Here is a 24,320-nt window from a genome sequence, read left to right on the forward strand (position 1 = left end):
ACCTCCATCCATCCTGCTTATCTGGCTATCTTCCGCTTCCCGGCGGTTGAATGCCCAGCTTATTCGCGCCGACGGCTCCAAGCAGCTTCACTTCATCCGTCATCTCCGATTGCGCCGTTTCCTGTTCCGTATTCCCTGACGCGCCATTCGCCGCCGTATCCTCTTTCGTTTCCTCAGGAGGCTCATAACCGAAAGGGAAAGCATCCGTCAGCGCAGCTTCCGTACCGTCCGTAAGACGAACGGCCCACACCGGCGTGAACCGGACCATCTTCTCATCGACCGGCAAGGCTTGCAGCGCCGGGAACAAGGCAGTCACCTCGCCCCGTCTTGCGTAATTTTGCAGACGGTCCAGCAGCGTCTCCCCGCCGGGCAGCCAGCGTATGGAGCGCGACTCCGACTGCGGGTCCAGCGTAATCAGCGATCTCGCATACTCGGTCACAACCCCCTGCTGCACGGTTAACCGCATATAGCCATAACGGAACGGCGGGGTTTCGATCACGGGATATTGCTCCACGTACTGCTTGAACCGGATATACTTCCCTTCGCCCTCGCCCGCCTGATTCACGAACCGGTGAACGCCGTCCCAGCCCCCGTGCTGATTTACGAAACTCACCGAAGCATATACGTTATCGCTGAGCAGATTTTCCACGCTTTGCGGCGCGGCGGGATCGGTATAGCTGATCCAATTCCCGTTCTGCTCGACCTGCAAGCCCTTCTTGCCGTCCGTAAAAATCTGCGACCCGCTCCGGTCCTCGAACGCCCTTGTCGTGTTCGGATCGAAGAACAAGCTGCGCTGCATGAGATCGGGGGAATACACCTCGTACGGAAAAACGATCTCCGTCGTTTGGATCGGGCTGTCCGGAATATACAGCCCATCCGCCGTCATCGTGTATTTCGGCTGGAATTGCCCGAAACCGACATAATCCTGCACATCCCGAACCGTTAAGTCCGCGCGTACCGACTCATAGACCATTTGTCCGTCCGCGCTGAAGAAGAAGGTTCTTACTTCTTCCGTATCGCTTGTTTTGAAAATCCAGATCCGGTCAATCGTTTCATTCAGGAACAACAGGTCTCCCTCCAGCTTCAGCAGCTTCTGCATCAGCTCAACGGGAATCCCGTTGTTGAAACGGAGCTCGATCCCGATATCGTTTCTGCGGATTTCTTCCCAATTCAGCACATTTGAAGGACTTCGCTGGAAGCCCTTGAACTCCCTGCCCTGAATACGCTGATTGAGGATCATCTCATAGAACTGCGTGCCCGGGTAGATGACCGTATGCTTGTTGTCACCCAGATGGATAATAAGCTCCTCCGGAAAAATAACGCTCTCCACGCTCGCCGCCGGGCCCATCGGCTCCGCATTCACGTAATCCTGATCGCTTCTGACGGTCGCTCCAAGCCCCGGCATGCTGTAAGCCAGCAAATAGCTCTGAAGCAGGCTGAGCGCTACGAGCACAATAAGCACCGTCGTCTTCGCCTTCTCTATCATGCCGGCTCACCCCCTTCCTGAAGCAGCGGTAGGGTGAACGTAACCGTCGTTCCCTCGTTCAGCTCGGAATGCAGCGAAATCGTGCCGCCATGCGCCTTCACAATTTCCCGGGCAATCGACAAGCCTAAGCCCGTACCGCCCATATTTCGCGAGCGCGCCTTATCTACCCGGTAGAACCGGTCGAAGATGCGGTTCAAATCCTTCTTCGGAATCCCGATGCCGTTATCCTTCACGCTGATCGCCAGCATTCCCGATTGAGACTGCATCTTCGCCGCCAGCTCGATCGTGCCCCCGTCCAGCGTATATTTAATCGCGTTCGAGAACAGATTGTCGAGCACCTGATCGATTTGGTCGCGGTCAAGCCAGGCGGTCTTAAGCCCGCGATCGACTCGAACCGCGGCTTTAATCGATTTCTGCCTGAGCTGGAACGAGAAGCGGTCTGCGACCTCATCGAGCATATCATGCAGATTGGTCTGCCTCCGCCGAAGCGGCGCTTGGTTCGAATCAAGCCGCGACAGATGGAGCAGATCCGTTACGAGCCGGATCATCCGCTCGGTTTCATTGCGAATGACGCCGACAAACCGCTCGGACAGCTCCCGCTCCTCAAGCGCCCCGTCATTCAGCGCCTCCGCGTAGCTCTTGATCGTCGTCAGCGGGGTACGCAGCTCATGGGATACATTCGCAACGAATTCGCGGCGGGATTGCTCGAGCCTTTCCTGCTCGGTTACGTCCTGCAGAACCGCAATCGTGCCGGTTATTCCTATGTCGCGGCGATGAACCGGCGTGAACGTTACGCGCAGAACCCCTTCACTGTCGTCAACCGCCTCTTCCTCATCCGGTTCGCGATCGATAATGATCGTCTGGCCGCGGCCCTGCTGCAGCTCCTGCAGCCTCTGCTCGGACAGATCGAACAGCTCGGTCAGCTCGCTTCCTTCGCAGGTCCGCACGTCGAGCAGCTCCAGCGCCCGGCGGTTCCAGACGATGACCTTGCCATGCTCGTCCGCCGCGACGACGCCGTCGCTCATATTCGACAGAATCGAGGCGAGCTTCTCGTTCTCCTCCTCGTTGACGGAGAGCGCATCCTTCAACCGGTGGGTCATATCATTGAAGGCCATGCTCAGCCTGCCGATCTCGTCATCCCCTAGCACCGGCACCTGCAGATCGAACTTCCCTTCGGCCACGGCCTCCGCCTGCTTCGTCAGTCCCTGAATCGGGCTCGTAATCGTATGCGCCAGCAAAATGCCCAGCACGCCGGTTAAGCCTAACGCGATCAGCGTTCCCGAGAAAAAAATCTGATTCACCCGGTTGACGGTATCGTACAGCTCGTTCATCGAAGCGACGACATACACCGCCCCGACAACCTTGTCGTTCAGCGTAACCGGCTGCGCGATCATTTTCTTGCGCGTATTGTCTTCATCTATGATTTCCTCTTCGTTATCCGAGATGTTCTGAAGCGCCCGGCTCACGGCAAGCGACTTATTCTTCTTGCCGATATACGATTGATGGCCCTGCAGCGAGGTTGCGACTACCTTGCCGTTCGAATCGAGCACCTGCACCTCGGCGCCGCTGATGCTGAACAGGTTGCGCACGACCAGGCTGAGATCCTCCGTCGTGCTCTCGGTCGAATCGCCTTCCGGATCAGGCTTCGCCGCCAGACTTGGCGCTGCGAATTTCGACAAAATATCGGCCTGCTCCTTCAGGTTATTCGTGAAGCTGTCATTCAGCGAGTTCTTGACCGTGCTGATAAAATAAACGCCGATCAATTGCATGGCAACCAGGATGAGCAGCAAATAAATGATGACGAGCTTGACCTGGATCGTATGGAAGAAGCTCTTTCCCTTCATCCTTAACCGAAGCCTCCGGATTTCGCGTTGCGCATCATATAACCGAGGCCGCGCCGGGTCATAATATACTCCGGACGGCTCGGATCATCCTCGATCTTCTCGCGCAGCCGGCGAATGGTGACATCGACCGTCCGCACATCGCCGAAATATTCGAAGCCCCATACCGCCTGCAGCAAATGCTCGCGCGTCATCACCTTCCCGCTGTTGCGGGCCATGTAATAGACCAGCTCGTATTCCCGATGGGTCAGATCGAGAGGATCTCCGTCCTTATACACGACATACATATCCGTATCAATAAATAGGTTAAACAGCTTCAGGCCCTGCTGCTCCGCTGCCTGAACGTCCGTTCCGTTTCCTTGCTCGGCTCCGCTCAGCCCCGAGGTGACGACCGGCTGCTTCTGCTGCCTGCGCAAATGCGCTTTCACGCGAGCCAGCAGCTCCCTTGTGCTGAACGGCTTCGTTACGTAATCATCCGCGCCAAGCTCAAGCCCAAGCACCTTATCAATCTCCGTATCCTTCGCCGTGAGCATAATAATCGGCATATGCAGCTTCGTCCGCACCTCGCGGCATACGTCCATGCCGTCCTTCACCGGCAGCATCAGATCGAGCAGAATCAAATCCGGCTGTTCCTCGAAAGCAAGCCTCACCGCTTCTCCGCCGTCAAAGGCGCAGATCACCTGATGGCCCTCTTTCTCCAAATTAAATTTTAATATATCTGCAATCGGCTGTTCGTCATCGACCACTAATATTTTTCCGTGCATCGCTACACCCGCCCGTCGCTTGTCCATATTGTAATACCTCTTATTTTAACACACGTCGGCGCCCAGTTCACAATGAAACTTCCCTCATGTATGCAAGGTTTTTCCTACGCCCGCCTAAGTCCGCCTTCAATAAAAAAAAGAGAACCCTCCCGCGAGACGCGAGCGTGATTCTCCTTTTGCTTAACAGCCTTGTAAGATATAAATTATAAGTACTTTAACGGATTTTGTATGACGCCGTCTTTATGAACCTCAAAGTGCAGGTGGACGCCGGTGGAATTTCCCGTGCTGCCCATAATGCCGATCTTCTGGCCCTTCTCTACGATATCGCCCGTGCTGACCTTGTAGGAGCTTAGGTGACCGTAGACCGTTTCATAGCCGTTCTTATGGTCAATGATAATCGTCTTGCCGAGACCTTCCTTCGTCCCGACGAACGTCACCTTGCCCGTATCGGATGCAAGAATGTTTTTGTTGCCTGTCAGGTCGATGCCGTTATGCATGCGTCCCCAGCGCTGGCCGAACTTGCTTGTCAGCCTGGAGCCCGATACCGGCATTGCGAAATTGCCGGAGCCTTCGCCTAGTACAACCTTCGTGCCGCGCTCGACAATTTTCGGTGTCGCTTCCTTGATAATTTCCTTCGTGAGCAGCTCTTCGCTCACAACGAAACCGTTCTGCTTCACGATCCGGTACGTCATCCGTTTGGAGCCCGGCGTTCCTTCGGATATCGTCTTCGATTCGCCTACCCGCATGCTGGCATTCTGCTTCACTTCGACCGGAGGCGCGATGTCTTCAATCTCGATCAGGCTCTCGACGGTCTTCACCGTCAGCTCCGGCTGAAGCACCGTAAGGTCGAGCACATCGCCGATCGTAAGCTTATCATCCTCAATCCAGGGGTTGTTATCGTAAATGACTTGCGGCGATATATCGAACTTCTGTGCGATACAACCGATGCAATCCCCTTCTTGTACCGTATATTTCGTAGGCTGGATGCTGCCCTGAACGAGCATCTTGTAGATCGCTTCCGCTTCCTTGATCTGCTCAGGGTCGGCGTCGACGGTCTCCGTCAGAACGGTCTCGACGAAATGAACCTCGGTTACCTCTCGGCCCGGCTCCTTCGAAGGCGCCTCCGGCGCTGCCGTCGCCGCTTCCGCTTCTTCCGCGCTGAAAGCGAGCGATCTGACCTCTTTCTCTTGCTTCTTCGATGCCGCCAGCTTCGGCGCGAACTTGCTTTGTACGCGGAGCAGAATCTCATCCGCCGTCTGTTGATCCTTTACAATTCCGATTACCTTGCCGTCTACCTTCACCTCGACGCCCTCCGCATGGGAGGCGAACATGCTTTCGAGCTTCTGCAGCGTTGCCGTTGTTTCCGGCTGTGCTTTGAAGCCGCTGTCGTTTTCGTATGTAATCGTTCCTGTATCAAGAATCATATTCACATTAGGGTTAGACTGCTGGACTTCCTCGGTTTCCAGTAGAACAAGCTGCTCAACTTCGTCAGGATTGCTTACGGTCCCGACAGCCGATCCATTCATATATACATGATAAAATTCAACTGTGTTTGCTTTAACATATTGCAATCCGCTAAATCCTGCTACTGTGAGGAGTACGAGCGCCCCGCCCGTCAGCAGTACCGGCTTCTTCCGCCAAAACGGCTTGGATGCCTGATCGCTTACGGCTTGCTGCTTACTCTTGCCATTCAAGTGCTGCGGCCGGCCATGTCGAAAGTACTGGGTCGCTTGATCCCATGCTTTCTTAATCCGACCCTTGTCCCTGAAATCGGTCATGATTGTCTCCTTTTCGCGCTTATGCTACTATTATTCGGGTTTCCGACAATAAAAAAAGGCGAATTATCCCGTTGGATGACCCGCCTAATACTTTAACATACCCCCAACAATGGGGGCAACCTTTACACTCCGTTCAAAATATTAATATTTTTTCAGAATAGCCATCATTTGTTCGTATTCCGTCTTGTCGAGATGCTGCGCCATGATCTGTTGAATGTCTGTCAGCTCCTGTTCCGTTAGACCATTTTCGACAAATTGCGAGATGGTTTGCAATGATTCCTGAGGCAGCTTATCCATCAATAGTTCGAACAGCTCCGTCTTGTCCTCATCGGTCATCTGCTCCTTCACATCTGATAAATCATCCGTTGTAATTGCCGTTTCCGTGCCGTCTATGCCGGCCGATCCCTCTTGCTCGGCTTCGCCTTCCGTCTCAGCTCCGCCGTTCGCCCTGGGCCCTCCGCCTATACCGATGTCCGTAAGCGGCGGTTCATCCATTTCACCGAAGGCGTCAACCGATTCCGGCGGCTGCCCGCCATCATCTTCCGCCTCCTGCTCCTTCTGCGCCGTATCCTCGCCGGATGTGTCCGTATCCGTACCTTCCTTGTCCGCTGTATCCGTATCGAGCAGCGGGTCTGCGCCCCACAGCTTGCCCCACACGCCCGACATCGCCATCGGCGGCACCTCCAGCGGCAGGTTATATTGCTTCAATAACGTATCTACGTAACTAGTAACGATATATCCGGTTGTCCATATCGACAAGAAGCTCAATAGGAGAGCCGCGGCAACCAGCTTACTCAACCATCCGATCTTTTTTAACACGCGAACACCATTCCCTTCGTTCAGCAGCCGACCGATATTCTATCGGCTATTGTTTTCCATGATCCGTTACCTATCATTATGGTCAACAATTACGCTGAACATTCCATTTACTCTATTTGTAAATGATATGGTCGTTCGCGCTGAAACAAAAAGAAGGATGGCAGCAGGCCATCCTTCCTCCATGCTATTCGTAGATCGGACGAACGGGATTCGTCTGCTCGCGGTTGCGGCCGACCGAGAAGATCGCGATCGGAATGCCTGTCAGTTCGGATACGCGGTTCACGTAATTGCGCGTATTCTCCGGCAGATCGGCAAGCGTCTTCGCATTCGAGATGTCTTCCGACCAGCCGGGAAGCTCCTCATAGACCGCTTCGCATTCGGATACGAGCTTGAGGCTTGCCGGATAGGTCTCGATCACTTCGCCGCGCAGCTTGTAGCCCGTGCAGATTTTCACCGTCTCAAGACCCGTCAGCACGTCCAGCGAGTTAAGCGACAAGCCCGTGATGCCGCTGACGCGGCGGGCATGGCGGACAACAACCGTATCGAACCAGCCGACGCGGCGCGGACGTCCGGTTACCGTGCCGTATTCGTGACCCTTGTCGCGGATCAGTTGGCCAATTTCATTATTCTGCTCGGTCGGGAACGGACCGTCGCCGACACGTGTCGTGTATGCTTTCGCAACGCCGATAACCTGCTGGATCTTCGAAGGACCTACGCCGGAACCGATACATACCCCGCCAGCCGAAGGGTTGGAGGACGTAACGAACGGATACGTGCCTTGATCGATGTCCAGCATGACGCCTTGCGCGCCTTCGAACAATACCTTCTGCCCCGCATCGATTGCGTCGTTCAGAACGACCGACGTATCGGTCACATAAGGACGGAGCACTTCCGCGTAACCCAGGTAATCGCGCACGATTTGGTCAGCGTCAAGCGGCTCGCTGCCGTATACCTGCTCGATCAGTTGATTCTTCTCTACGACGATGCTGCGCACGCGCGCTTCGAATTCCTCCGCGTCCATCAGATCCGCGATCCGGATGCCGTTGCGGGCCGCTTTGTCCATGTAGCAAGGACCGATGCCTTTGCGCGTCGTGCCGATTTTGTTAACGCCCTTGCGGTCTTCTTCCAATGCGTCAAGCACAAGGTGATACGGCATGATGACATGAGCGCGATCGCTGATTTTAAGATTGTCCGTCGAGAAGCCGTTGTCATGAATATAGTTAATTTCGTCGATCAGCGCTTCCGGATTAATTACCATGCCGTTGCCGATGACGCAAGTTTTATTATGATTGAAGATCCCCGATGGAATCATCGTTAATTTATATTTTTTGTTATCGATAAGGATCGTGTGTCCGGCATTGTTTCCTCCTTGGTAACGAGCGACGACGTCGGCTCCCTCTGCCAAGTAATCAGTGATTTTGCCTTTCCCTTCGTCTCCCCACTGCGTACCAACCACAACTACCGTAGACATAATCATACCCCCGTCCGGTGTTTATGAACACCGAAAATTACCGTCTCGACGCGTTAACGCGGTATAGCCTCCAAGTGAGGACCGCCGTAACAAGTGTCAAAAGACAGCATTATTAGTGTAGCAGTCCCACATAGAGAAGTCAAACGAAAAACGAACAATTGCATAGTCACCCCTGCAATTGTTCGGGAATTCAAGATGCGTGCTGCGGTTCCTCGTGGGAACGGTCCAAACTGACGAATTTATTGAATTGCTTCAAGAACGCCAGCTCCACCGTGCCAACCGGTCCGTTACGCTGTTTAGCTATAATGATTTCGATAATATTTTTCTTCTCCGATTCTTTATCGTAGTAATCGTCCCGGTACAGGAACGCTACGATGTCGGCATCCTGCTCGATCGAGCCGGATTCCCGAAGGTCGGACATCATCGGACGCTTGTCCTGACGCTGCTCGACGCCCCGGCTGAGCTGCGACAGCGCAATAACCGGAACCTCAAGCTCACGCGCAATATGCTTCAGCGTACGCGATATTTCCGATACTTCCTGCTGTCTGTTCTCGCCCGCTTTGCCGCGGCCGGATATCAGCTGCAGGTAGTCGATGAGAATCATGCCCAGTCCGCGCTCTTTCTTAAGGCGGCGGCATTTCGAGCGAATCTCCGCGACGGTAATGCCCGGCGTATCGTCAATATAAACCTCGGACTCCGACAAGGCGCCGATCGCCATCGTCAGCTTCTCCCAGTCGTCGCCTTCCAGACTGCCTGTCCGCATCCGCTGCGCGTCGACATTTCCTTCCGCGCATACCATACGCTGCACCAGCTGGGCGGCGGACATCTCCAGACTGAAGATGGCAACCGTCTCGCGTGCCCGAACCCCGACATTTTGCGCGATATTCAGCGCGAAAGCCGTCTTCCCTACTGAAGGACGGGCCGCCACGATAATCAAATCGCTTCGCTGGAAGCCGGCAGTCATCCGGTCCAGGTCCGTGAAGCCGGAAGGAATACCCGTCGGCCCGCCTCCGCGATTCGAATAAAGCATCTCGACCTTCTCGAATACCTCCATCAGCACATCGCGGATCGAGATAAAGCCGCTTCCGGAGCGCCTGTTCGAGATTTCAAGTATTTTCTTCTCGGCATCGCCAAGCAATACCGCAACATCTTCCGAATTGGCATAACCGTCGGACACGATGTTCGTAGCCGTCCGGATCAATCTGCGAAGCATCGATTTCTCTTCGACAATCTGTGCGTAGTAATCGACATTCGCCGCCGTTGGAACGGCATTGGCCAGCTTCGCCAAATAGCTGACGCCGCCAATTTCCTCCAGCACCTGCTGATCCTGCAAATGCGCGGTCAAGGTTACAAGGTCAACCGGCTGGTTCGCCTCGGCAATCTCGACCATCGCTTCAAAAATTAATCGATGAGGACCGCTGTAGAAGTCTTCGCTACGCACCCGCTCCATCGCCGTGATAAGCGCTTCGGTCTGCAGAAGAACCGCTCCGATGACGGCTTGCTCCGCTTCCAGATTCTGCGGCGGCACACGGTCAAACATCAGCTCTGTACTCATGGGTCACTCCTTTTATATTTACGATAAAAATGATAAGTCCGGCACTTATGACCAGGCTAACTTTCACCCCAAAACGGTTGCGTTCCCGGAAGGACGCCGGGCAGGCGCTTCTTCTTGGATCGCCTATTATTCCTCGGCCGCTTGAACGCTCAGCTTCGCCTTCACTTCAGGGTGAAGCTTCACGCTCACCTGCGTAACGCCAAGCGTGCGGATCGGCTCTTCCAGCTCGATCTTGCGTTTATCGATCTTAATGCCCTGCGCGGCCAGCGCTTCGGCAATTTGCTTGCTCGTAATCGCGCCGAACAGTCTTCCGCCTTCGCCCGCCTTGGTCATTATGACGACCGTAAGCTCATTGAGGCGTTTGCCAAGCGTCTCCGCGTCTTCTTTTTCCTTCTCCTTGCGCTTCTGCTCGGAAGCGTTCTGAACCTCCAGCGTCTTCAGGTTGCCCTCGGAAGCCGGCTTGGCAAGCCCCTTCGGCAGCAAGAAATTGCGCACATACCCCTCGGACACCTCCTTGATTTGCCCTTTCTTACCTTGCCCTTTCACATCCTGCAAAAAGATGACTTTCATTCGAATAACCCCTCTTCCGATTCAATTTCGCTCAATACCTGCTTGAGGCGTTCAGCTACCTCCTGAACGGTCCCTTCAAGCTGCGCGGCGGCATTCGTCAAATGTCCGCCCCCGCCCATTCTTTCCATCACGACCTGCACGTTCATATCGCCAAGCGAGCGGGCGCTGACGCCGATCAGCCCGTCGGACCGCTCTGCGATGACGAAGGAAGCGAGAATATCTGTCATATTGAGCAGCGTATCCGCCGATTGCGCGATCAACAGCTGCGAATACGTGCGTCCGGCTTCCGTCACCGCAATCGCCACATGCTCATAGAGCACTTCGGCGTGCTTGATGATATCGGCCTTGCGCACATATTCCTCGAGATCCTCCTTCAGCATCCGCTGAATCAACATCGAGTCCGCGCCGCTTCTGCGCAGGAACGAAGCCGCCTCGAACGTGCGCGCCCCGGTGCGGAGCGAGAAGCTCTTCGTATCGACGGTAATGCCGGCAAGCAGCGCCGTCGATTCCCTGATGTCAAGCACAACGCGGTCATGAATATATTGAAGCAGCTCCGTAACGAGTTCGCACGTCGATGAAGCATACGGCTCCATATAGATCAAAATCGCATTTGAGATAAACTCCTCGCTGCGCCGATGATGATCGACGACAACGATGCGCTCGGTCATGGACAGCAGCTTAGGCTCCTTCACCATCGATACTTTATGCGTATCGACGACGACAGCCAGCGTCTGAGGCGTAATCAAAGCAAGCGCCTGCTCCGGCGACACGAAGCGCTTCGACAGCTTCTCGTCTTCCTTGATCATCTCCATCATATTCTGAATGGCCGGATTGACGCCTTCAAGTACGATATATGCTTCTTTGCCGAATAGCTGCGCCGCCTTCAGCACGCCGATCGCGGCGCCGATCGCATCCATATCGGGCATCTTGTGGCCCATAATAATAATATTGTGGCTTTCCCGCATCAGATCGCGCAGCGCATGCGCCACGACCCTTGCCCTGACGCGTGTCCGTTTCTCCACCGCATTGGACTTTCCGCCGTAGAAGGACTGCCGGCTGCCTACCTTTACCGCCGCCTGATCGCCGCCGCGCCCCAGCGCGATATCGAGGCTCGTATGCGCCCACTGGCCCAGCTCGATAATATGCTCGGCGCCAGCCGCGAAGCCGATGCTCAGCGTGACCGGTATTTTGTGGTCGCCGGTAATTTCCCTAACCTCATCCAGCACGACAAACCGCGAATGCTCCAGCTGCTTCAGCGTCTTCTGATCCGTTACAAGGAGAAAGCGGTCGCTCGTCAGCCTCTTCAAATAAATATGGTACTTCTGCGCCCACTCCGTAATCTCCGCCGTCACCTTCGACAGCATCGAGCTGCGCTGATGATCGTCCAGTCCCTGCGACACCTCTTCGAGATTATCGATCATGACAACGCCGAGAACGAGCCTCTCGTCATCGTATTTGCGGCCGAGCTGCCAGAGATCCGTAATGTTCTTCACGTATAGGATACGTTCCTTCTGCTTGAAAATAAGCTGGTACACCTGCGAACCGATTGTCGCTTCAATCGCGCTGTCCCGCTCCTTCACCTGCTGCAGCGTCGGAAACAGCTCCGCCAGCGGGATGCCTATAACGCTCTCCTGATCCAGCACTTCCGCGATGTATGGATTATGCCATTCCACCGTCCGCTCCTCATTGTATACAATGATGCCGAACGGCAGCTCGGTGATCACATCGTTTCCAGCCTTCTTCACCCGGTACGACAGCGTCCCGAGATAAGATTTCAAATCCTTGCGGAACGCCCGCTCAGCCAGTACGGTATAAACCCCCAAAGCGGCCGTCAAAACAAGCGCAATCAGGCCAAGCAGCCACTCAAACCAGGCGAGTGCCACCGTCATGAGCGCCAATAAGATGAAAGCCCATATTTGATGCATGCCGTGCCAACGCGTTACCAAAAATTTCGGCATTTCCGATCCGCTCCTGTGCTATGGTTTCGTAAATGACTTCCGGATTGGAAAAACGGTATCCAGCACGCCGATTAAGCTGAGCGGCGGGAAAAGAAGCACTGGAATGGCGATAAGCACCGGAACCGCTTTGTTCCATCCCCGCTGATGCGCGAGGAAGAAGAAAAATCCGACAGCCTGAAACGCGAAAACAAAACTAAGCAAAGGCACCAGGTTCATTACGGCAACCGCGAAAAAAGATTCGCTAGATGGCGAAGAGAACAGTTCTATGACATAGGCGATTAAGTAAATAATGACAAGAATACGCGGCAGGCGCCAATCTCTCGCGCGCGCAAATCTTGGCGTATCCGGCCCGCCGCTCCACCTGACGGCTCTGCGTACGAGGTATTGCGAAATGACCGTATAGCCGAAGGCGATCATAATGAAGGTAACCGGGATCGAATTGACCATCGTACGGATGATAATGTCGGTAAATCCGGAGTCCCATTCCTTCGTTAGCAGCCCTTGCGCCTGCATATTATCGATCGTGTCTCTTACCATCGTGCTCATCTCGCGTATAAGCGAGATATCCAGAAAAACTTCGAATACGAGCAGTTCCAGCATCAATTGAGCCAGAAAAACAACTCCCACGGTCCGAATAACTTTCGAGGCAGGCGCTTGTTTCATATACAAGTGTCCCATCACGACGGACGGTATGAGGAAAAACAAGCCGATAATCAGCGTTGCGGGTCCGCCTACAAAATAAGCAAGCACCCACACCGGAACGAGATGAACCACGAACGACTTAGGCGGCAGCGTCGTGTAGAGCACCACATACGGCACCATCAGCAGCAGCAGCGTAATCATGTTCAACAACGGCAATACAAGGGACAATAATAAAAGAAGTGCCGCAAAGCTCCACAGCACTGGTTTCAAGCCGGTCTTCAAACCGTTCACCTCTTGCGCATCATAATCTGGTTTCTTACGAAACATTTACACCCCATTATAGCATAAAAAAAAGACGGAACCACTTTCTCATTCCGTCCCGCTTCATCATATTTTATCCATAACGCGATGGAAATAGTACCTTTATACGTTCTGATGCTCCATTATAATCTTCTCACAATAATCGATTATTTCGCTTCTTCGCACAATCCCGATAAAACGGTTCATATCATCGACGACCGGCACAAAGTTTTGCACCTTCGCGAGCGAGATCAGGTCATCCATATTCGCGTCAATTCTGACCGTCTTATTATTCATTCGCAGTGGCACGTCCGTCAGCTTCACTTTATTCGTCTGTTCCAGTGTCAGATCCGCATGCCTCTTAATATACCATAACAGATCGCCCTCGGTGACGGTGCCCGCATAGCCCCCGTCCGCGTCAATAATCGGCACGGCCGTAAAGCGGTGATACTCCATTCTTTCCAGCGTTTGTCTAAGCGTCATATCCTGCGTGAAGCATACGACCTCTTGCTTTGGCAATAAGAAAAACGCAATATTCATTTGTCCGATCTCTCCGTTCCGTTTGCTCGTTCCAATTCACTAAGCGAAGGCGGCAGCGGTTCAGAGCAGGAGATTCAACGCCCCTCTTCGGTATCGGTCTCCGCGCTGGACAGCGACTGCACATCTTTAGCCTTATTCACCGTGTACTTATCAGGCAGGACCAAGTCAGCCGCAGGCGTATCCGCATCCAGCCAACTCTTGATCATCGTCTGCACCTTCGCCAAATCCTCTTCATCGGCAAAATAAACCCAGGCTCCGCCGCTCTTCAGCCGGCGCCCGTTTCCAAGCAGCGAGTGGCTGTAGATTTGGCGTTCGTTCGCCTGCAGCATGCTTTGTCCCAGATCGATCAACTGCTGCGGACGCATATCCGTACTGAAATTGTCGCCCATAATGTCGATCAGGTCGGGAATTTTGGACCATTGGTTCATTTGTTTCGCTTTATCCATTAACTGAGTCAGGAAAATCTGATGACGTTCCGTACGGTTCATATCTCCGCCGGCATCCTCGCGGTAACGGACGTAATTAAGCGTATCCCGTCCATTATACGTATCCTGTCCGGCCTTGATCACAAATTTCTCATGGTCGTAATCGTCATTCACCATATCTTCTTCAATCGGCAGCGAGATTCCTCCCAGCTTGTCGATAACCTTGCGGAACCCTTCGAAATTAATCGAAGCGTAATGATGAATCGGCGCGTCGAACAGCTTCCCGACGGTGTCCATCGCCATCCCCGCCCCGCCGAACGCGTAAGCATGCGTTATTTTGTCCTCGTATCCCTTGCCTGCGATTTCGACATACGTATCGCGGGGAATCGACACCATCAGAAGCTCCCCGTCTTCCGGACGGACAACCGTGTAGATCATCGTATCCGAACGCCCGGTTTCATTGCCGCGCTGGTCGACGCCAAGCAGCAGCACCGCGAACGGATCCTGCTTCTTCTCCGTCATGCTTACCGGCACGGGTTCCCGTCCTTCCACCGGTTTATAGGTTGGCTCCAGCTTCTTCTCGATCCGCCCTTCCAGAAACCAGTCGAATCCCAGCATGGCCAGCGTCCCGCGATTGAAGAACACGGCCGTAATCAGCACGATGACTGCCGCAGCTACCGTAGCTGTATATAACCATTTTCGCTTATTCATATGTGATGAATTCTCCTATCCGCTTTTTTTAGAACACACTCCCTCTCATTTTAGACGAAGCTTCAGCAGAACAGGTTACAAAACTTTTACAGAAAAATTGCACCTGATTTGGATAATATTAAATAGGAGAAAAGGTCTAATAACACCCGAAAGCGAATACAATCATTGCAAGAATAATTCGATAGAAAGGGTGATCGCTCCATATGCAACCCCCATCCTTACAGCCGGACCCCTCCTCGACCGGTCTTGACCCGAAGGTCGCAGGCCTGCTTTGCTATTTAGGCGGGTTTGTAACAGGTATCATTTTTCTGGTGATTGAGAAGAAAAGCCGCTCCGTCCGACTGCATGCCGTTCAATCGATCGTCGTATGCGTTGGGCTCATTGTACTTAACATCTTGTTCGGTTTTATTCCGTTTATTGGTTTGGTGCTTAATTTCCTGCTTGCGCCGATCAGTTTTATTTTGTGGATCGGTCTCATGCTGCTTGCTCTGCAAGGCAGGCTGAACAAGCTGCCCGTCATCGGCGACTGGTGCGAGCAGCAGGCTAACAAGTTTTAAAAATGGGAGGCCTTCGTCTGTTTTTGGATCGGACATGTCTGTCATCTTGCCGATTCGGCAATTTGGACCTCCTTACATAATACCTCATCGCTTGCTCCAAGTGAAACGGCTCTGTTCCTATCGAATAGGACAGAGCCGTTTATTTGATGCGCATGGTCCGTGCGTATTCTGCTTTCCATTCCAGGGAACGCTAGGGAGAAAAGAATCGCGAAAGGGAATTTACCATGCTATTCAACACCGTCTGGGGTTTTATCGTTCCTTGGATCTTCGGCATTTATCTGGTCCGCAAAATCCCAAAAATATTACTGCTGATCTGCCCTGTCGGCGTTGTCGTCTCCCACACGATCAACGATTGGGGGTTCCATGAGCAGTATTGGTTCTTTGCCCCCGTTAAGTCGAACAATGAATCCGTAGCCGCGCTTCCGCTTGATCTTGGGCTCTATGCGATTCTGGCCGCCTGCCTGATATGGGCGATAACCGCCTATCAGCGCAAGACAATGATCATTATTTTGATTTTTTCCTTGTTCACTGTCTTGCTGGAAGGGTTCGGCTTGCTGATCGGCAGGGTATGGTACAGCAACGGCTGGAATATCGGCTATACATTCCTGTCTTATGTGGTTGCGTATTATCTTGTCTATTTTTATTATAAAATGCTGCATCATTACCGGTTTCTATGAGCATTAAGAAGGGTCCCGCTCACGTACTTCCTTCTCCTGCCCGTATATGCCCGCCAAGTCGTCCTGTACGCTTCTTTCCCATAATGGGACGCCGGTCCGATGAGCGGCCCTTCCGTTCAAATGCCCGGCAACCGGCGACGTGATAAATACGAATACGATCCCGAGCAGCAGCTTGGCGCTCACATGCTCCAAGTAAAACGCAAAGTACAGAAAGGCCCCCGTAAGGATGAGCAGCACCCCAAGCGTTGCGCTCTTCGTTGCGGCATGCGACCTCAGATAAACATCCGGCAGCCGAATCAACCCGAATGCGCTGAGAGCGCCTATAAGCGAGCCAACCAAGACAATCAAGCCTATCATGGTTTCGCCGATCGCTTTAATCATCTCCGTGTTCAATGACAACACCTCTTTCGATATAGCGGGCAAACGCAGTCGTTCCGATGAAGGTCAGAATTCCGATGACCAGAATGATGTCAACGTAAGCATACGTCTTCAAGAGCATGCAGATGACGGCAATCATGGACAACAACAGGATACCGATCGTATCCAGCGCGGCGATCCGGTCAGCGTTGGACGGCCCCTTCAATAACCGGTACATGCAGCCGACAACCGCGAGCGACAGAATCGCTAACGATACAAGCAGCAGGTTCGACAGGATCATCTCGTCACCTCCATTATCGCTTTCTCGAATGTGCCCCTGATTTGATTGGTCAGCATCTCTGCATCTTCAATGTCCATCGCGTGGATATATAAGATGCGCCCGTCCCGCGCCACATCCAAGGTCAGCGTGCCGGGTGTCAGGCAGATCAAGCAGGAGAGGATCGTAATCTCCCAATCGGACTTCAGCTCCGTCCGGAGCGCGAATATGCCGGGCCGGATGGCAAGACTCGGGCGAACGATCTGGATCATGACCGCAAAGCTGGAGATTACCAGCTCTCTCATAAACAGGCTCAGAAGCTTAATGACTGCCCATACGCGCTTCATGTAAAAGTCATGCGGCCAGAAACGGTTGAGCAGTCCGATACAGGCCATGCCGAGCAAATAGCCGACCGTAAACCGGGAGGATGACCAGTCATTGTACAGAAACATCCAGACAAAGGCAATGATGAGGTTCAATAGGATTTGTAATGCCATATCATCTACTCCTTCAGAACGGCATCGATATAAATTGCCGGATTCATTAACGTATCTCCCGCATCGGTGACGAAGCGATAAACCCATTCCGAGCCCAGCCCCATTGCGATGACGATCACACACAGCCCTGCCGCCGATAACAGCATCCCTTTAGAGAGCGCCGGCGCTTGCTCCGGGCGGGCTTTCTCTTCTCCCCAGAAAGCATTCATGAATAAACGGATTAAGGAGTACAGCACAATAAAGCTTGAAGCTAGCGATATCGCGGTTAACAGGTACTCCTTCTCCTGCAGGCCCCCTCGAATAAGAAGGAGTTTGCCGGCAAAGCCGCTAAGCGGCGGAATGCCGGCAACCGCCAATGCGGCGATAAAGAACATCCACCCCGCCGCCGGATATTTTCGGATAAGACCGCCCATCTCCTTCAGCCGGCTGGTGCCGGACAAATGAACGATCAAGCCGCCTAATATGAACAGCAGCGCTTTGGCAAACATGTCATGCAGCAGGTAGAAGACGGCTCCGTCCAGCGAGTCCTTTGACGCTACCGCGAGTCCGAAAGCGATGAACCCCACGCTTATGACAACGTTATAGTTCAGAATGCGCTGTACGTCGGAGTACGCCACGGCGCCGAACGCTCCCAGTACCATGGTAGCCGCCGCCATCCAGCCGATCCAGCCGTGCGTCACCTGTGGTTCATGGTAGAAAATAAGCGTAAACGTACGGATCAAAGCGTATAATCCGACCTTCGTGAGCAAAGCGCCGAACAAGGCAGCAACCGCCGCAGGCGGAACGCTGTATGAGCCGGGAAGCCAGAAGAACAGGAATAGGCCGGCTTTTAACGAAAACACGATCAGAAATAATATCGCGATCACATTCAATATGCCGTCCTGCCCGGCTTCGGCCACGCGCAAGGATAGATGGGCCATGTTTAAAGTGCCGACGGCGCCGTAGAGATACGCAACGGCGGCAACAAACAGCGTAGAGGATAAAATATTAATCAGCATATATTTTAACGTCTCGCGCAGCTGGCGCTTGGTCCCCCCGAGCACGATCAGCGCATAGGACGAGATGAGCATAACCTCGAAGCATACGAACAGATTGAACAAATCGCCGGTCAGGAACGATCCGTTAACCCCTACCAGCAAAAATTGAAAAAACGGATAGTAATAATAGCGCTCCCGTTCCGCTCCGACCGTGCCGAAGGAGAAGATCAGGCAGAACGCGCCGACCGCCGACGCGGCGAGAACAAGCAGCGCTGCCAGCGTATCCGCAACGAATACGATTCCGTATGGCGGCATCCAGCCGCTCATATGCAGCGTCTGAATGCCCTCCGTTTTCACTTGAACCAATATCGCACCCGATGCCGACACAGTGGCCAGCATGCCGATCACGCTGATCCACCGCTGCGCGATGACGTTATTTTTCAGAAAGATAAGAATTGCCGCCGCGCACAATGGAATAAGCAGTGGAAATACGAGCAGGTTATTCATCATCCTTCCCCCTTAATAACTCCATGTCATCCGTCCCCAGCTTCTGGTATGCCTTATAGGCAAGCACGAAGAAGAAGGAGGTTACGCCGAAGCTGATAACGATTGAGGTAAGGATCAACGCCTGCGGCAGCGGGTCGACATAGGCGTCCGCCTTCTGCCCGAGCAGCGGCGCGGCTCCCGTCTTTAACCGGGACATCGTTAGCAGCAGCATGTGAACGCCGTGCGTAAGCAGCGACGTGCCCAAGATGATGCGAAGCAGGCTTCTGGATAAAATCAGGTACACGCCTACGGTGAAAATAATGCCGATGGCAAGCGACATATACAACTCCATCTTTATTTATCCCTCCCTATCGCCAGGATGATCGTCATCGTAATGCCGACCACCGTCAAGTAAACGCCCAGATCGAACAGCATCGCTGTGGCAAGCTCCGCATGCCCGAGAAGCGGCAGATCGAAATAGCCGAACGAATGGCTGAGGAACGGAGCGCCGAAGAAGAAGGAACCCATTCCCGTGAGCACCGCTACAATGATGCCGACCGCCGTTAGCTTGCGGAAATCAATCGGAACGGCCTCGCGAATCGTCTTCATGCCGAATGCCATCGTCAGCAGCACGAAAGCGGCGGCCGTCATAAGCCCCCCGATGAAGCCCCCGCCCGGTTCATTGTGGCCCGAGAAGAACAAATACAGCGAGAACGTCAGGATGATGAAGATAACGGCCTTGGAGATCGTCTGCAGAATGACGTCGTTGCTCCGAACCGCATGAATCCGATGCCCGCTATCCTTGACCGTATGAACCAGGCCTTTCCCCGCTTCATCCGATTCCAGCTTCAGCTTAATTAACGCATAGATACCGTACGATGCGATGCCGAGCACTACGATTTCCAGAAGCGTATCAAAGCCCCGGAAGTCAACGAGTATGACATTTACGACGTTTTTGCCCCCGGCCAGCTTGTAGCTTTCCTTCAGGAAATAATCCGATATCGACTCGAATGACCGGCTGCTGCTTGCGCTTAGGGCAATCAACGTCATGACTGCGCCTACCCCTACGGATATGATAAAGTTCGACAGCTTGAAGCGCAGCTTCGTCAGCTCCCTCTTCCATTTAGGCAGATGGTAGAAGCAGAGCAGGAACAGCATGACGGATACCGTCTCCACGATCATTTGGGTTAACGCCAAATCCGGAGCGCGGAAGATTACGAAGAATAACGTCACCATATAACCCGCTGCGCCTGTCAGGATAATCGCCATGAGCCGCGTACGCGCGAACGGTACGGCAATGACGGATACGACGAGCACAAAAATAATAACCGCTTCATACAGCGACATCGGCGCGTACCCGGACATATCGAACCGGATATTCGCCGAGCCCCCCATCGTAACCGCAACGGCAACGATTAGAAAAGCGAAGATATAGATCAAATAGTGCCGGATCGAGCCTGTCATATAACGGCCGGTTAGCCGCCAAGCGCTTCGATCAAGCGCTTTAAGGCCGCCGTCATAGGTTTTATTTAACGAAACGCCGCTAAAGAGCGGCTGATTGATTATCTTTAATCGAGGATGGAGCTTAAATAAAATGATGCCCGCAGCGACTACGCCTATCGTCATATAAATTTCGGTTGTCCATCCGTGCCAGAATTCAATGGATACATGAAAACGCGCCCCTTCTGCGAGCATAACCGGATGAATGGCAGCCATAGCGGGTTCAATCAACGAATATGACAACAGATTCGGGAATAAGCCGAATACAACGGCAAGCGATGCAAGCACGACCGGCGGCAGCAGCATGCCGAGCGGCGCTTCATGCGGCTGTTTATCCAACTGCTCGAATTGCTTCTTACCCGTAAACGTCCGGAATAACAGAAGCATGCTGTATACGAACGTGAAGATGCTGGCGATCCAGGCAATAACCGGGAAGAATGCGCCCCAGAACTGCATATTCCATACATTCAGCTCCATGATATTCAGTACCGCGGTGAAGAACATCTCCTTGCTCAGGAAACCGTTAAACGGCGGGAGTCCCGCCATCGCGAAGGTTCCGATCAGGGCAGCTGAGAACGTGACCGGCATGACGGTCATCAGACCGCCGAGTCTGCGTATATCTCTCGTCCCGGTCTCGTGATCGACGATTCCGGCAACCATAAACAATGCGCCTTTAAAGACAGCATGATTCATGAGATGGAAGATGGCCGCCGTCGTTGCTTTCACATAAAACAAGGAATCGCTTGTGCCCGAATAGACCGCCGCCGCCGAGCCGAGACCGAGCAAGCACATGATCAAACCCAATTGGCTGACGGTCGAGAAGGCGAGCATGGATTTCAAATCCGTCTGCTTGAGCGCCCGGTAAGAGCCGTACAGCAGCGTAACGATCCCCGCAGCGGAGACGAGCCAGAACCAAGACGGCTCTCCGGCGAATACGGGACTGAATCTGGCGACCAAGTAAAGCCCGGCCTTTACCATGGTAGCCGAGTGCAAATAGGCGCTGACCGGCGTCGGCGCTTCCATCGCGTCCGGCAGCCAAATATGGAAAGGAAATTGCGCCGACTTCGTGAATGCACCCAGCAGAATCAGCAGCATCGCCGGTACAAATAAGCCGTGGCTCTCAATCAGATCCGCACTGCCGATGATTTCACGCAGGCTGAATGTTCCCGTCATGAGGTACAGCAGAATGAATCCGCTGAGCATGGCTAATCCGCCAAATACGGTAATGAGCAGCGATTTTAATGCGCCGTAACGCGATTTGTCCCTTTGATGCCAGAAAGCGATCAGAAGGAAGGACGACAGGCTTGTCAGTTCCCAGAACCCGTACAGGACGATTAGATTGTCGGATAACACGACTCCGAGCATCGCTCCCATGAAGAGCAGCAAATAAACATAGAAATGGCCGATAGCTTCTTTTCTTTTATTCAAATAATAGATCGAATACAAAATGACTAAAGCGCCTATTCCCGTAATGAGCAGCGAGAACAGTAACCCCAGCCCGTCGAGATGGACGGTAAAATCTACGCCTAAGGACGGGATCCAGGGCACGGTGGCAGTCAGCTTCTCCCCGGCTTGGATCTGCGGCAGCCTTCCCATTAAATAAATAAACAGAAATACGGGCACGGGCAGAACAAACCATCCGGTATGAATTAGCCGCGCATTCCGATACAGAACCGGGCAGAGAGCCGCAGCGATAAAAGGCAAAATAATGACGATATGCAGCAAAGACACCTTTCTTCCTCCTTCATTCCATATGCTGTACCTAATCAGCATTGCCATTTTCAACTAAAAGTAAGTGATTTCATGCAAGTTAACCTAAAAAAACACAAAAAGAGCCCGCTGTTGGCAGGCTCCTCCGATAAAAAAATGATTTAGTTTTCATATCTTTTCCCAAGTACATAGTATATCGTTCTGAGTCATTGTTGTCAAAAGAAATCGGTTTATTCCGGAGAAAGAATGAAATGTCTTTCTATAGGGGATTACTCTAATAAAGGAGTGATTCCGGTGCCAATCAAAAAAATCATCGTCTGTGCCAGCTTGTTTCTTCTCATGATGGTCATAGGAGGAATATTAAACAATCGCATAACGAATCAACAAATGACAAGCGGTTTATACTCATCATCAAATCCGAGCATTGTCATATACTCCTCCTACCCGTCTAACTCTGCCAATAACCGCCTTTTTCCCTTCATGCCAAGAGAATATGTGCGTATTATTCATCGGACAGCTGATTAACAAGCTGCTTATAGGCTTCAATGAACGGGGCTGGATGCTTGCCCACGGTATAAGAGAACAATCCTTGCTTCGTGTGCAAATAGAGTAAGCCCTCTCCGCTTCCCCCCAATGGCCGGTAGGAGATATCAAAAACCTCGCCAATCGGAAATTCCCTGTAACGCGTGACAAGTTTATCCTCATACAAATGCATCAACCGGTCTTGTACCACGGTCTTCTGCTCTAATCCGGTTATTTCCCGCTCTACCTTGTAATAAGACTGAACCGCGATCCAATTCATTTCCGCCCCTCCCTTCATCATCCTTCTATTTTAGCAAATGGATTTCCTCTTGACACACAGGCTTGTCATCTAGCATTATGAATATAAAATAAAATCATTCATAAGATCACAAAAAAGGAAAATACACGATGCCAAAAAAATTTAATGAGCAAGAAAAAGAATGGATACGGCACAAGCTGCTTGAGGAAGGCAAACGGAATTTTGAAGCGGCCGGCCTTCGAAAAACAAGCGTCGAGGATTTGACCAAAGTCGCCGGAATCGCGCAGGGTTCCTTTTATTCGTTTTTTGAATCAAAGGAAGTATTGTTCTATACGCTCCTGCTGGATGAGGAATCTCGAATCCGCAAGCAACTTCTTGAGTCTTACCTTTCGGACGAAGGCATGACGAAAGAAAGGATTAAGTCATTCATGCTGGACGCATTCCGCCTCATAAGCGAGAGTCCCCTCATGAAGCAAATTTATCTCGCGGGCGATTTCGAACAGCTTGTTCGCAAGCTTCCGCAGGAGCTGCTGGAGCGTAATTTCACCGAGGATCAGGATGCGTTAATGCCCGTTATCCGAAAATGGCAATCCTCCGGCTTTTTAAGCGGTACGCGTCCGGAGTTGATCGTCAGCATGCTGCGCTCGCTCGTTCTTTTATCCTTGCACAAGAAAGAGATCGGCGAGGCTATTTTTGATGACACGATTACACTCATGGTCGATCTTATTGCCGAAGGGATGTATGCCTACCATGAATCAGGCAGTGAGTAACCCCGTGATTGACCCTGTGATTGAAGTTGACCGTTTGCAATTTTCTTATCCGGGAACCGGCAGCCGCATTTTGCATGGCATTAGCTTTACCATCGCCCGCGGCGATATATTCGGCTTTCTCGGTCCTTCAGGTGCGGGAAAGAGCACAACGCAGAAAGTTCTAATCGGCGTGTTGAAAGGCTACGATGGCCGCGTAAAGGTGTTGGGCGAAGAAATCCGGGACACCCGTTCCGGCTACTACGAGCGTATTGGAGTCGCTTTCGAGTTTCCCAATTTCTACAGTAAGCTTTCCGTGCTTGAAAATTTGAAGCTCTTCCGTTCGTTGTATACCGGGGAGACGGAAGAACCGATAAAGCTGCTGGAACAGGTAGGTCTTGCCGATGCCGCTCATTTGAAGGTGTCGGAGCTGTCAAAGGGGATGAAAATGAGGTTGAATTTTTGCCGCGCCCTGCTCCATCGTCCCGCGGTGCTGTTTCTTGACGAGCCTACTTCGGGTCTTGATCCCGTTAACGCGAAGATCATGAAGGATCTTATTCTGGAACGCAAGGCTGCCGGGACGACGATCGTCATTACGACGCATAATATGCATGCCGCCGAGGAGCTGTGCGACCGGGTTGCTTTTATCGTGGACGGACAAATCAAGCTGATTGATTCGCCAAGGGAGCTGAAGCTGAGACAAGGCGAGAGTAAAGTCCGGGTAGAATTTATGGAAGGCGAGATCCGTAAATCCGAGGATTTTCCGATTGATGATTTAGCTCAAAATGAACGTTTTTTGCAGGTGATTGGCCGGCATAAAATCGAAACCATTCATTCGCTCGAAGCCTCTTTGGAACAAATTTTTATTGACGTGACTGGAAGAACCTTGACATGA

Annotated in this window: 23 protein-coding genes; 4 read left to right on the forward strand and 19 right to left on the reverse strand. The window is 52.6% G+C overall.

What is annotated here, in order from left to right; genetic code table 11:
• Positions 1-25: 25 nt before the first annotated feature.
• The 12 genes from H581_RS32795 to H581_RS0102590 all read right to left on the reverse strand — a co-directional run bounded on the left by H581_RS32795 (position 26) and on the right by H581_RS0102590 (position 14,860).
• Positions 26-1,486, reverse strand: coding sequence for a YycH family regulatory protein (locus tag H581_RS32795; protein WP_051250399.1), 1,461 nt, complete (start codon positions 1,484-1,486; stop codon positions 26-28).
• Positions 1,483-3,330, reverse strand: coding sequence for a cell wall metabolism sensor histidine kinase WalK (gene walK, locus H581_RS0102540; protein ID WP_028608644.1), 1,848 nt, complete (start codon positions 3,328-3,330; stop codon positions 1,483-1,485). Before walK ends, H581_RS32795 begins: the two co-directional genes overlap by 4 nt.
• A gap of 2 nt (positions 3,331-3,332) precedes the next feature.
• Positions 3,333-4,091: a response regulator YycF gene (yycF, locus tag H581_RS0102545; protein WP_028608645.1), complete on the reverse strand. Its 759-nt coding sequence runs from the start codon at positions 4,089-4,091 to the stop codon at positions 3,333-3,335.
• A gap of 203 nt (positions 4,092-4,294) precedes the next feature.
• Entirely contained in the window at positions 4,295-5,869 is a 1,575-nt protein-coding gene (locus tag H581_RS39215) for a M23 family metallopeptidase (RefSeq protein ID WP_028608646.1), read from the reverse strand.
• A 141-nt stretch (positions 5,870-6,010) separates the two neighbouring features.
• Positions 6,011-6,688, reverse strand: a complete 678-nt coding sequence (locus H581_RS0102555) for a hypothetical protein (RefSeq protein WP_028608647.1) — start codon at positions 6,686-6,688, stop codon at positions 6,011-6,013.
• 184 nt (positions 6,689-6,872) lie between these two features.
• Entirely contained in the window at positions 6,873-8,159 is a 1,287-nt protein-coding gene (locus H581_RS0102560) for an adenylosuccinate synthase (protein ID WP_028608648.1), read from the reverse strand.
• Between the two features lie 190 nt (positions 8,160-8,349).
• Positions 8,350-9,714, reverse strand: coding sequence for a replicative DNA helicase (dnaB, locus tag H581_RS0102565; RefSeq protein WP_028608649.1), 1,365 nt, complete (start codon positions 9,712-9,714; stop codon positions 8,350-8,352).
• Between the two features lie 126 nt (positions 9,715-9,840).
• On the reverse strand, positions 9,841-10,284 hold the full coding sequence (rplI, locus tag H581_RS0102570; protein ID WP_028608650.1) for a 50S ribosomal protein L9: 444 nt from the start codon (positions 10,282-10,284) through the stop codon (positions 9,841-9,843).
• Positions 10,281-12,242 (reverse strand): DHH family phosphoesterase, encoded by a 1,962-nt coding sequence (locus H581_RS0102575; RefSeq protein ID WP_028608651.1) that lies wholly within the window; start codon positions 12,240-12,242, stop codon positions 10,281-10,283. Before H581_RS0102575 ends, rplI begins: the two co-directional genes overlap by 4 nt.
• 18 nt (positions 12,243-12,260) lie before the next feature.
• Complete coding sequence (locus tag H581_RS0102580) at positions 12,261-13,211, reverse strand: DUF2232 domain-containing protein (protein WP_245599877.1); 951 nt, start codon at positions 13,209-13,211, stop codon at positions 12,261-12,263.
• A gap of 96 nt (positions 13,212-13,307) precedes the next feature.
• On the reverse strand, positions 13,308-13,724 hold the full coding sequence (locus H581_RS0102585) for a CBS domain-containing protein (RefSeq protein ID WP_028608653.1): 417 nt from the start codon (positions 13,722-13,724) through the stop codon (positions 13,308-13,310).
• A gap of 74 nt (positions 13,725-13,798) precedes the next feature.
• Positions 13,799-14,860, reverse strand: a complete 1,062-nt coding sequence (locus tag H581_RS0102590) for an LCP family protein (protein WP_028608654.1) — start codon at positions 14,858-14,860, stop codon at positions 13,799-13,801.
• A gap of 203 nt (positions 14,861-15,063) precedes the next feature.
• On the opposite strand from H581_RS0102590, the gene H581_RS0102595 reads away from it, so the two are divergent.
• Both H581_RS0102595 and H581_RS0102600 read left to right on the forward strand, forming a co-directional pair.
• Positions 15,064-15,417, forward strand: a complete 354-nt coding sequence (locus H581_RS0102595; protein ID WP_028608655.1) for a DUF4870 domain-containing protein — start codon at positions 15,064-15,066, stop codon at positions 15,415-15,417.
• A 224-nt stretch (positions 15,418-15,641) separates the two neighbouring features.
• On the forward strand, positions 15,642-16,094 hold the full coding sequence (locus tag H581_RS0102600) for a hypothetical protein (RefSeq protein WP_028608656.1): 453 nt from the start codon (positions 15,642-15,644) through the stop codon (positions 16,092-16,094).
• 3 nt (positions 16,095-16,097) lie between these two features.
• Here H581_RS0102600 and mnhG read toward each other — a convergent pair whose 3' ends face one another.
• From mnhG to H581_RS0102635, 7 genes are all read right to left on the reverse strand, one after another.
• The gene (gene mnhG / locus H581_RS0102605) at positions 16,098-16,475 is read right to left on the reverse strand and encodes a monovalent cation/H(+) antiporter subunit G (RefSeq protein WP_036717486.1); all 378 of its coding nucleotides are present in this window, start codon (positions 16,473-16,475) and stop codon (positions 16,098-16,100) included.
• Positions 16,468-16,752 (reverse strand): Na(+)/H(+) antiporter subunit F1, encoded by a 285-nt coding sequence (locus H581_RS0102610; RefSeq protein ID WP_425414571.1) that lies wholly within the window; start codon positions 16,750-16,752, stop codon positions 16,468-16,470. Before H581_RS0102610 ends, mnhG begins: the two co-directional genes overlap by 8 nt.
• Positions 16,749-17,225 carry a Na+/H+ antiporter subunit E gene (locus H581_RS0102615; protein WP_028608659.1) on the reverse strand — a complete coding sequence of 159 codons (477 nt, stop codon included), beginning with the start codon at positions 17,223-17,225 and terminating at the stop codon, positions 16,749-16,751. The genes H581_RS0102610 and H581_RS0102615 overlap by 4 nt, the downstream gene beginning before the upstream one ends.
• Positions 17,226-17,230: 5 nt before the next feature.
• The gene (locus H581_RS0102620) at positions 17,231-18,709 is read right to left on the reverse strand and encodes a Na+/H+ antiporter subunit D (RefSeq protein WP_028608660.1); all 1,479 of its coding nucleotides are present in this window, start codon (positions 18,707-18,709) and stop codon (positions 17,231-17,233) included.
• Positions 18,702-19,040 carry a Na(+)/H(+) antiporter subunit C gene (locus H581_RS0102625; protein ID WP_028608661.1) on the reverse strand — a complete coding sequence of 113 codons (339 nt, stop codon included), beginning with the start codon at positions 19,038-19,040 and terminating at the stop codon, positions 18,702-18,704. The genes H581_RS0102620 and H581_RS0102625 overlap by 8 nt, the downstream gene beginning before the upstream one ends.
• Positions 19,041-19,042: 2 nt before the next feature.
• Positions 19,043-21,919, reverse strand: coding sequence for a Na+/H+ antiporter subunit A (locus H581_RS0102630; protein WP_028608662.1), 2,877 nt, complete (start codon positions 21,917-21,919; stop codon positions 19,043-19,045).
• A gap of 481 nt (positions 21,920-22,400) precedes the next feature.
• Positions 22,401-22,700: a hypothetical protein gene (locus tag H581_RS0102635; RefSeq protein ID WP_028608663.1), complete on the reverse strand. Its 300-nt coding sequence runs from the start codon at positions 22,698-22,700 to the stop codon at positions 22,401-22,403.
• Between the two features lie 128 nt (positions 22,701-22,828).
• Here H581_RS0102635 and H581_RS0102640 point away from each other — a divergent pair, with 128 nt between their 5' ends.
• Together H581_RS0102640 and H581_RS0102645 are read left to right on the forward strand one after the other, a co-directional pair.
• The gene (locus H581_RS0102640) at positions 22,829-23,449 is read left to right on the forward strand and encodes a TetR/AcrR family transcriptional regulator (protein WP_028608664.1); all 621 of its coding nucleotides are present in this window, start codon (positions 22,829-22,831) and stop codon (positions 23,447-23,449) included.
• A 16-nt stretch (positions 23,450-23,465) separates the two neighbouring features.
• Positions 23,466-24,320: an ABC transporter ATP-binding protein gene (locus H581_RS0102645; RefSeq protein WP_028608665.1), complete on the forward strand. Its 855-nt coding sequence runs from the start codon at positions 23,466-23,468 to the stop codon at positions 24,318-24,320.

The organism is Paenibacillus harenae DSM 16969 (assembly GCF_000422465.1).
GTDB lineage: Bacteria > Bacillota > Bacilli > Paenibacillales > Paenibacillaceae > Pristimantibacillus > Pristimantibacillus harenae.

Excerpts from the sequence above, each read along its gene's own strand:
- H581_RS0102610 (WP_425414571.1), bottom strand. The coding sequence starts at position 16,752 with ATGATCCTGTCGAACCTGCTGCTTGTATCGTTAGCGATTCTGTCGCTC.
- H581_RS0102580 (WP_245599877.1), bottom strand. The coding sequence starts at position 13,211 with ATGTTTCGTAAGAAACCAGATTATGATGCGCAAGAGGTGAACGGTTTG.
- dnaB (WP_028608649.1), bottom strand. The coding sequence starts at position 9,714 with ATGAGTACAGAGCTGATGTTTGACCGTGTGCCGCCGCAGAATCTGGAA.
- H581_RS0102585 (WP_028608653.1), bottom strand. The coding sequence starts at position 13,724 with ATGAATATTGCGTTTTTCTTATTGCCAAAGCAAGAGGTCGTATGCTTC.
- H581_RS39215 (WP_028608646.1), bottom strand. The coding sequence starts at position 5,869 with ATGACCGATTTCAGGGACAAGGGTCGGATTAAGAAAGCATGGGATCAA.
- H581_RS0102590 (WP_028608654.1), bottom strand. The coding sequence starts at position 14,860 with ATGAATAAGCGAAAATGGTTATATACAGCTACGGTAGCTGCGGCAGTC.
- H581_RS0102560 (WP_028608648.1), bottom strand. The coding sequence starts at position 8,159 with ATGTCTACGGTAGTTGTGGTTGGTACGCAGTGGGGAGACGAAGGGAAA.
- H581_RS0102600 (WP_028608656.1), top strand. The coding sequence starts at position 15,642 with ATGCTATTCAACACCGTCTGGGGTTTTATCGTTCCTTGGATCTTCGGC.
- rplI (WP_028608650.1), bottom strand. The coding sequence starts at position 10,284 with ATGAAAGTCATCTTTTTGCAGGATGTGAAAGGGCAAGGTAAGAAAGGG.
- H581_RS0102615 (WP_028608659.1), bottom strand. The coding sequence starts at position 17,225 with ATGGCATTACAAATCCTATTGAACCTCATCATTGCCTTTGTCTGGATG.
- mnhG (WP_036717486.1), bottom strand. The coding sequence starts at position 16,475 with ATGATTAAAGCGATCGGCGAAACCATGATAGGCTTGATTGTCTTGGTT.
- H581_RS0102575 (WP_028608651.1), bottom strand. The coding sequence starts at position 12,242 with ATGCCGAAATTTTTGGTAACGCGTTGGCACGGCATGCATCAAATATGG.
- H581_RS0102625 (WP_028608661.1), bottom strand. The coding sequence starts at position 19,040 with ATGGAGTTGTATATGTCGCTTGCCATCGGCATTATTTTCACCGTAGGC.
- H581_RS0102620 (WP_028608660.1), bottom strand. The coding sequence starts at position 18,709 with ATGAATAACCTGCTCGTATTTCCACTGCTTATTCCATTGTGCGCGGCG.
- H581_RS0102595 (WP_028608655.1), top strand. The coding sequence starts at position 15,064 with ATGCAACCCCCATCCTTACAGCCGGACCCCTCCTCGACCGGTCTTGAC.
- walK (WP_028608644.1), bottom strand. The coding sequence starts at position 3,330 with ATGAAGGGAAAGAGCTTCTTCCATACGATCCAGGTCAAGCTCGTCATC.
- yycF (WP_028608645.1), bottom strand. The coding sequence starts at position 4,091 with ATGCACGGAAAAATATTAGTGGTCGATGACGAACAGCCGATTGCAGAT.
- H581_RS0102640 (WP_028608664.1), top strand. The coding sequence starts at position 22,829 with ATGCCAAAAAAATTTAATGAGCAAGAAAAAGAATGGATACGGCACAAG.
- H581_RS32795 (WP_051250399.1), bottom strand. The coding sequence starts at position 1,486 with ATGATAGAGAAGGCGAAGACGACGGTGCTTATTGTGCTCGTAGCGCTC.
- H581_RS0102635 (WP_028608663.1), bottom strand. The coding sequence starts at position 22,700 with ATGAATTGGATCGCGGTTCAGTCTTATTACAAGGTAGAGCGGGAAATA.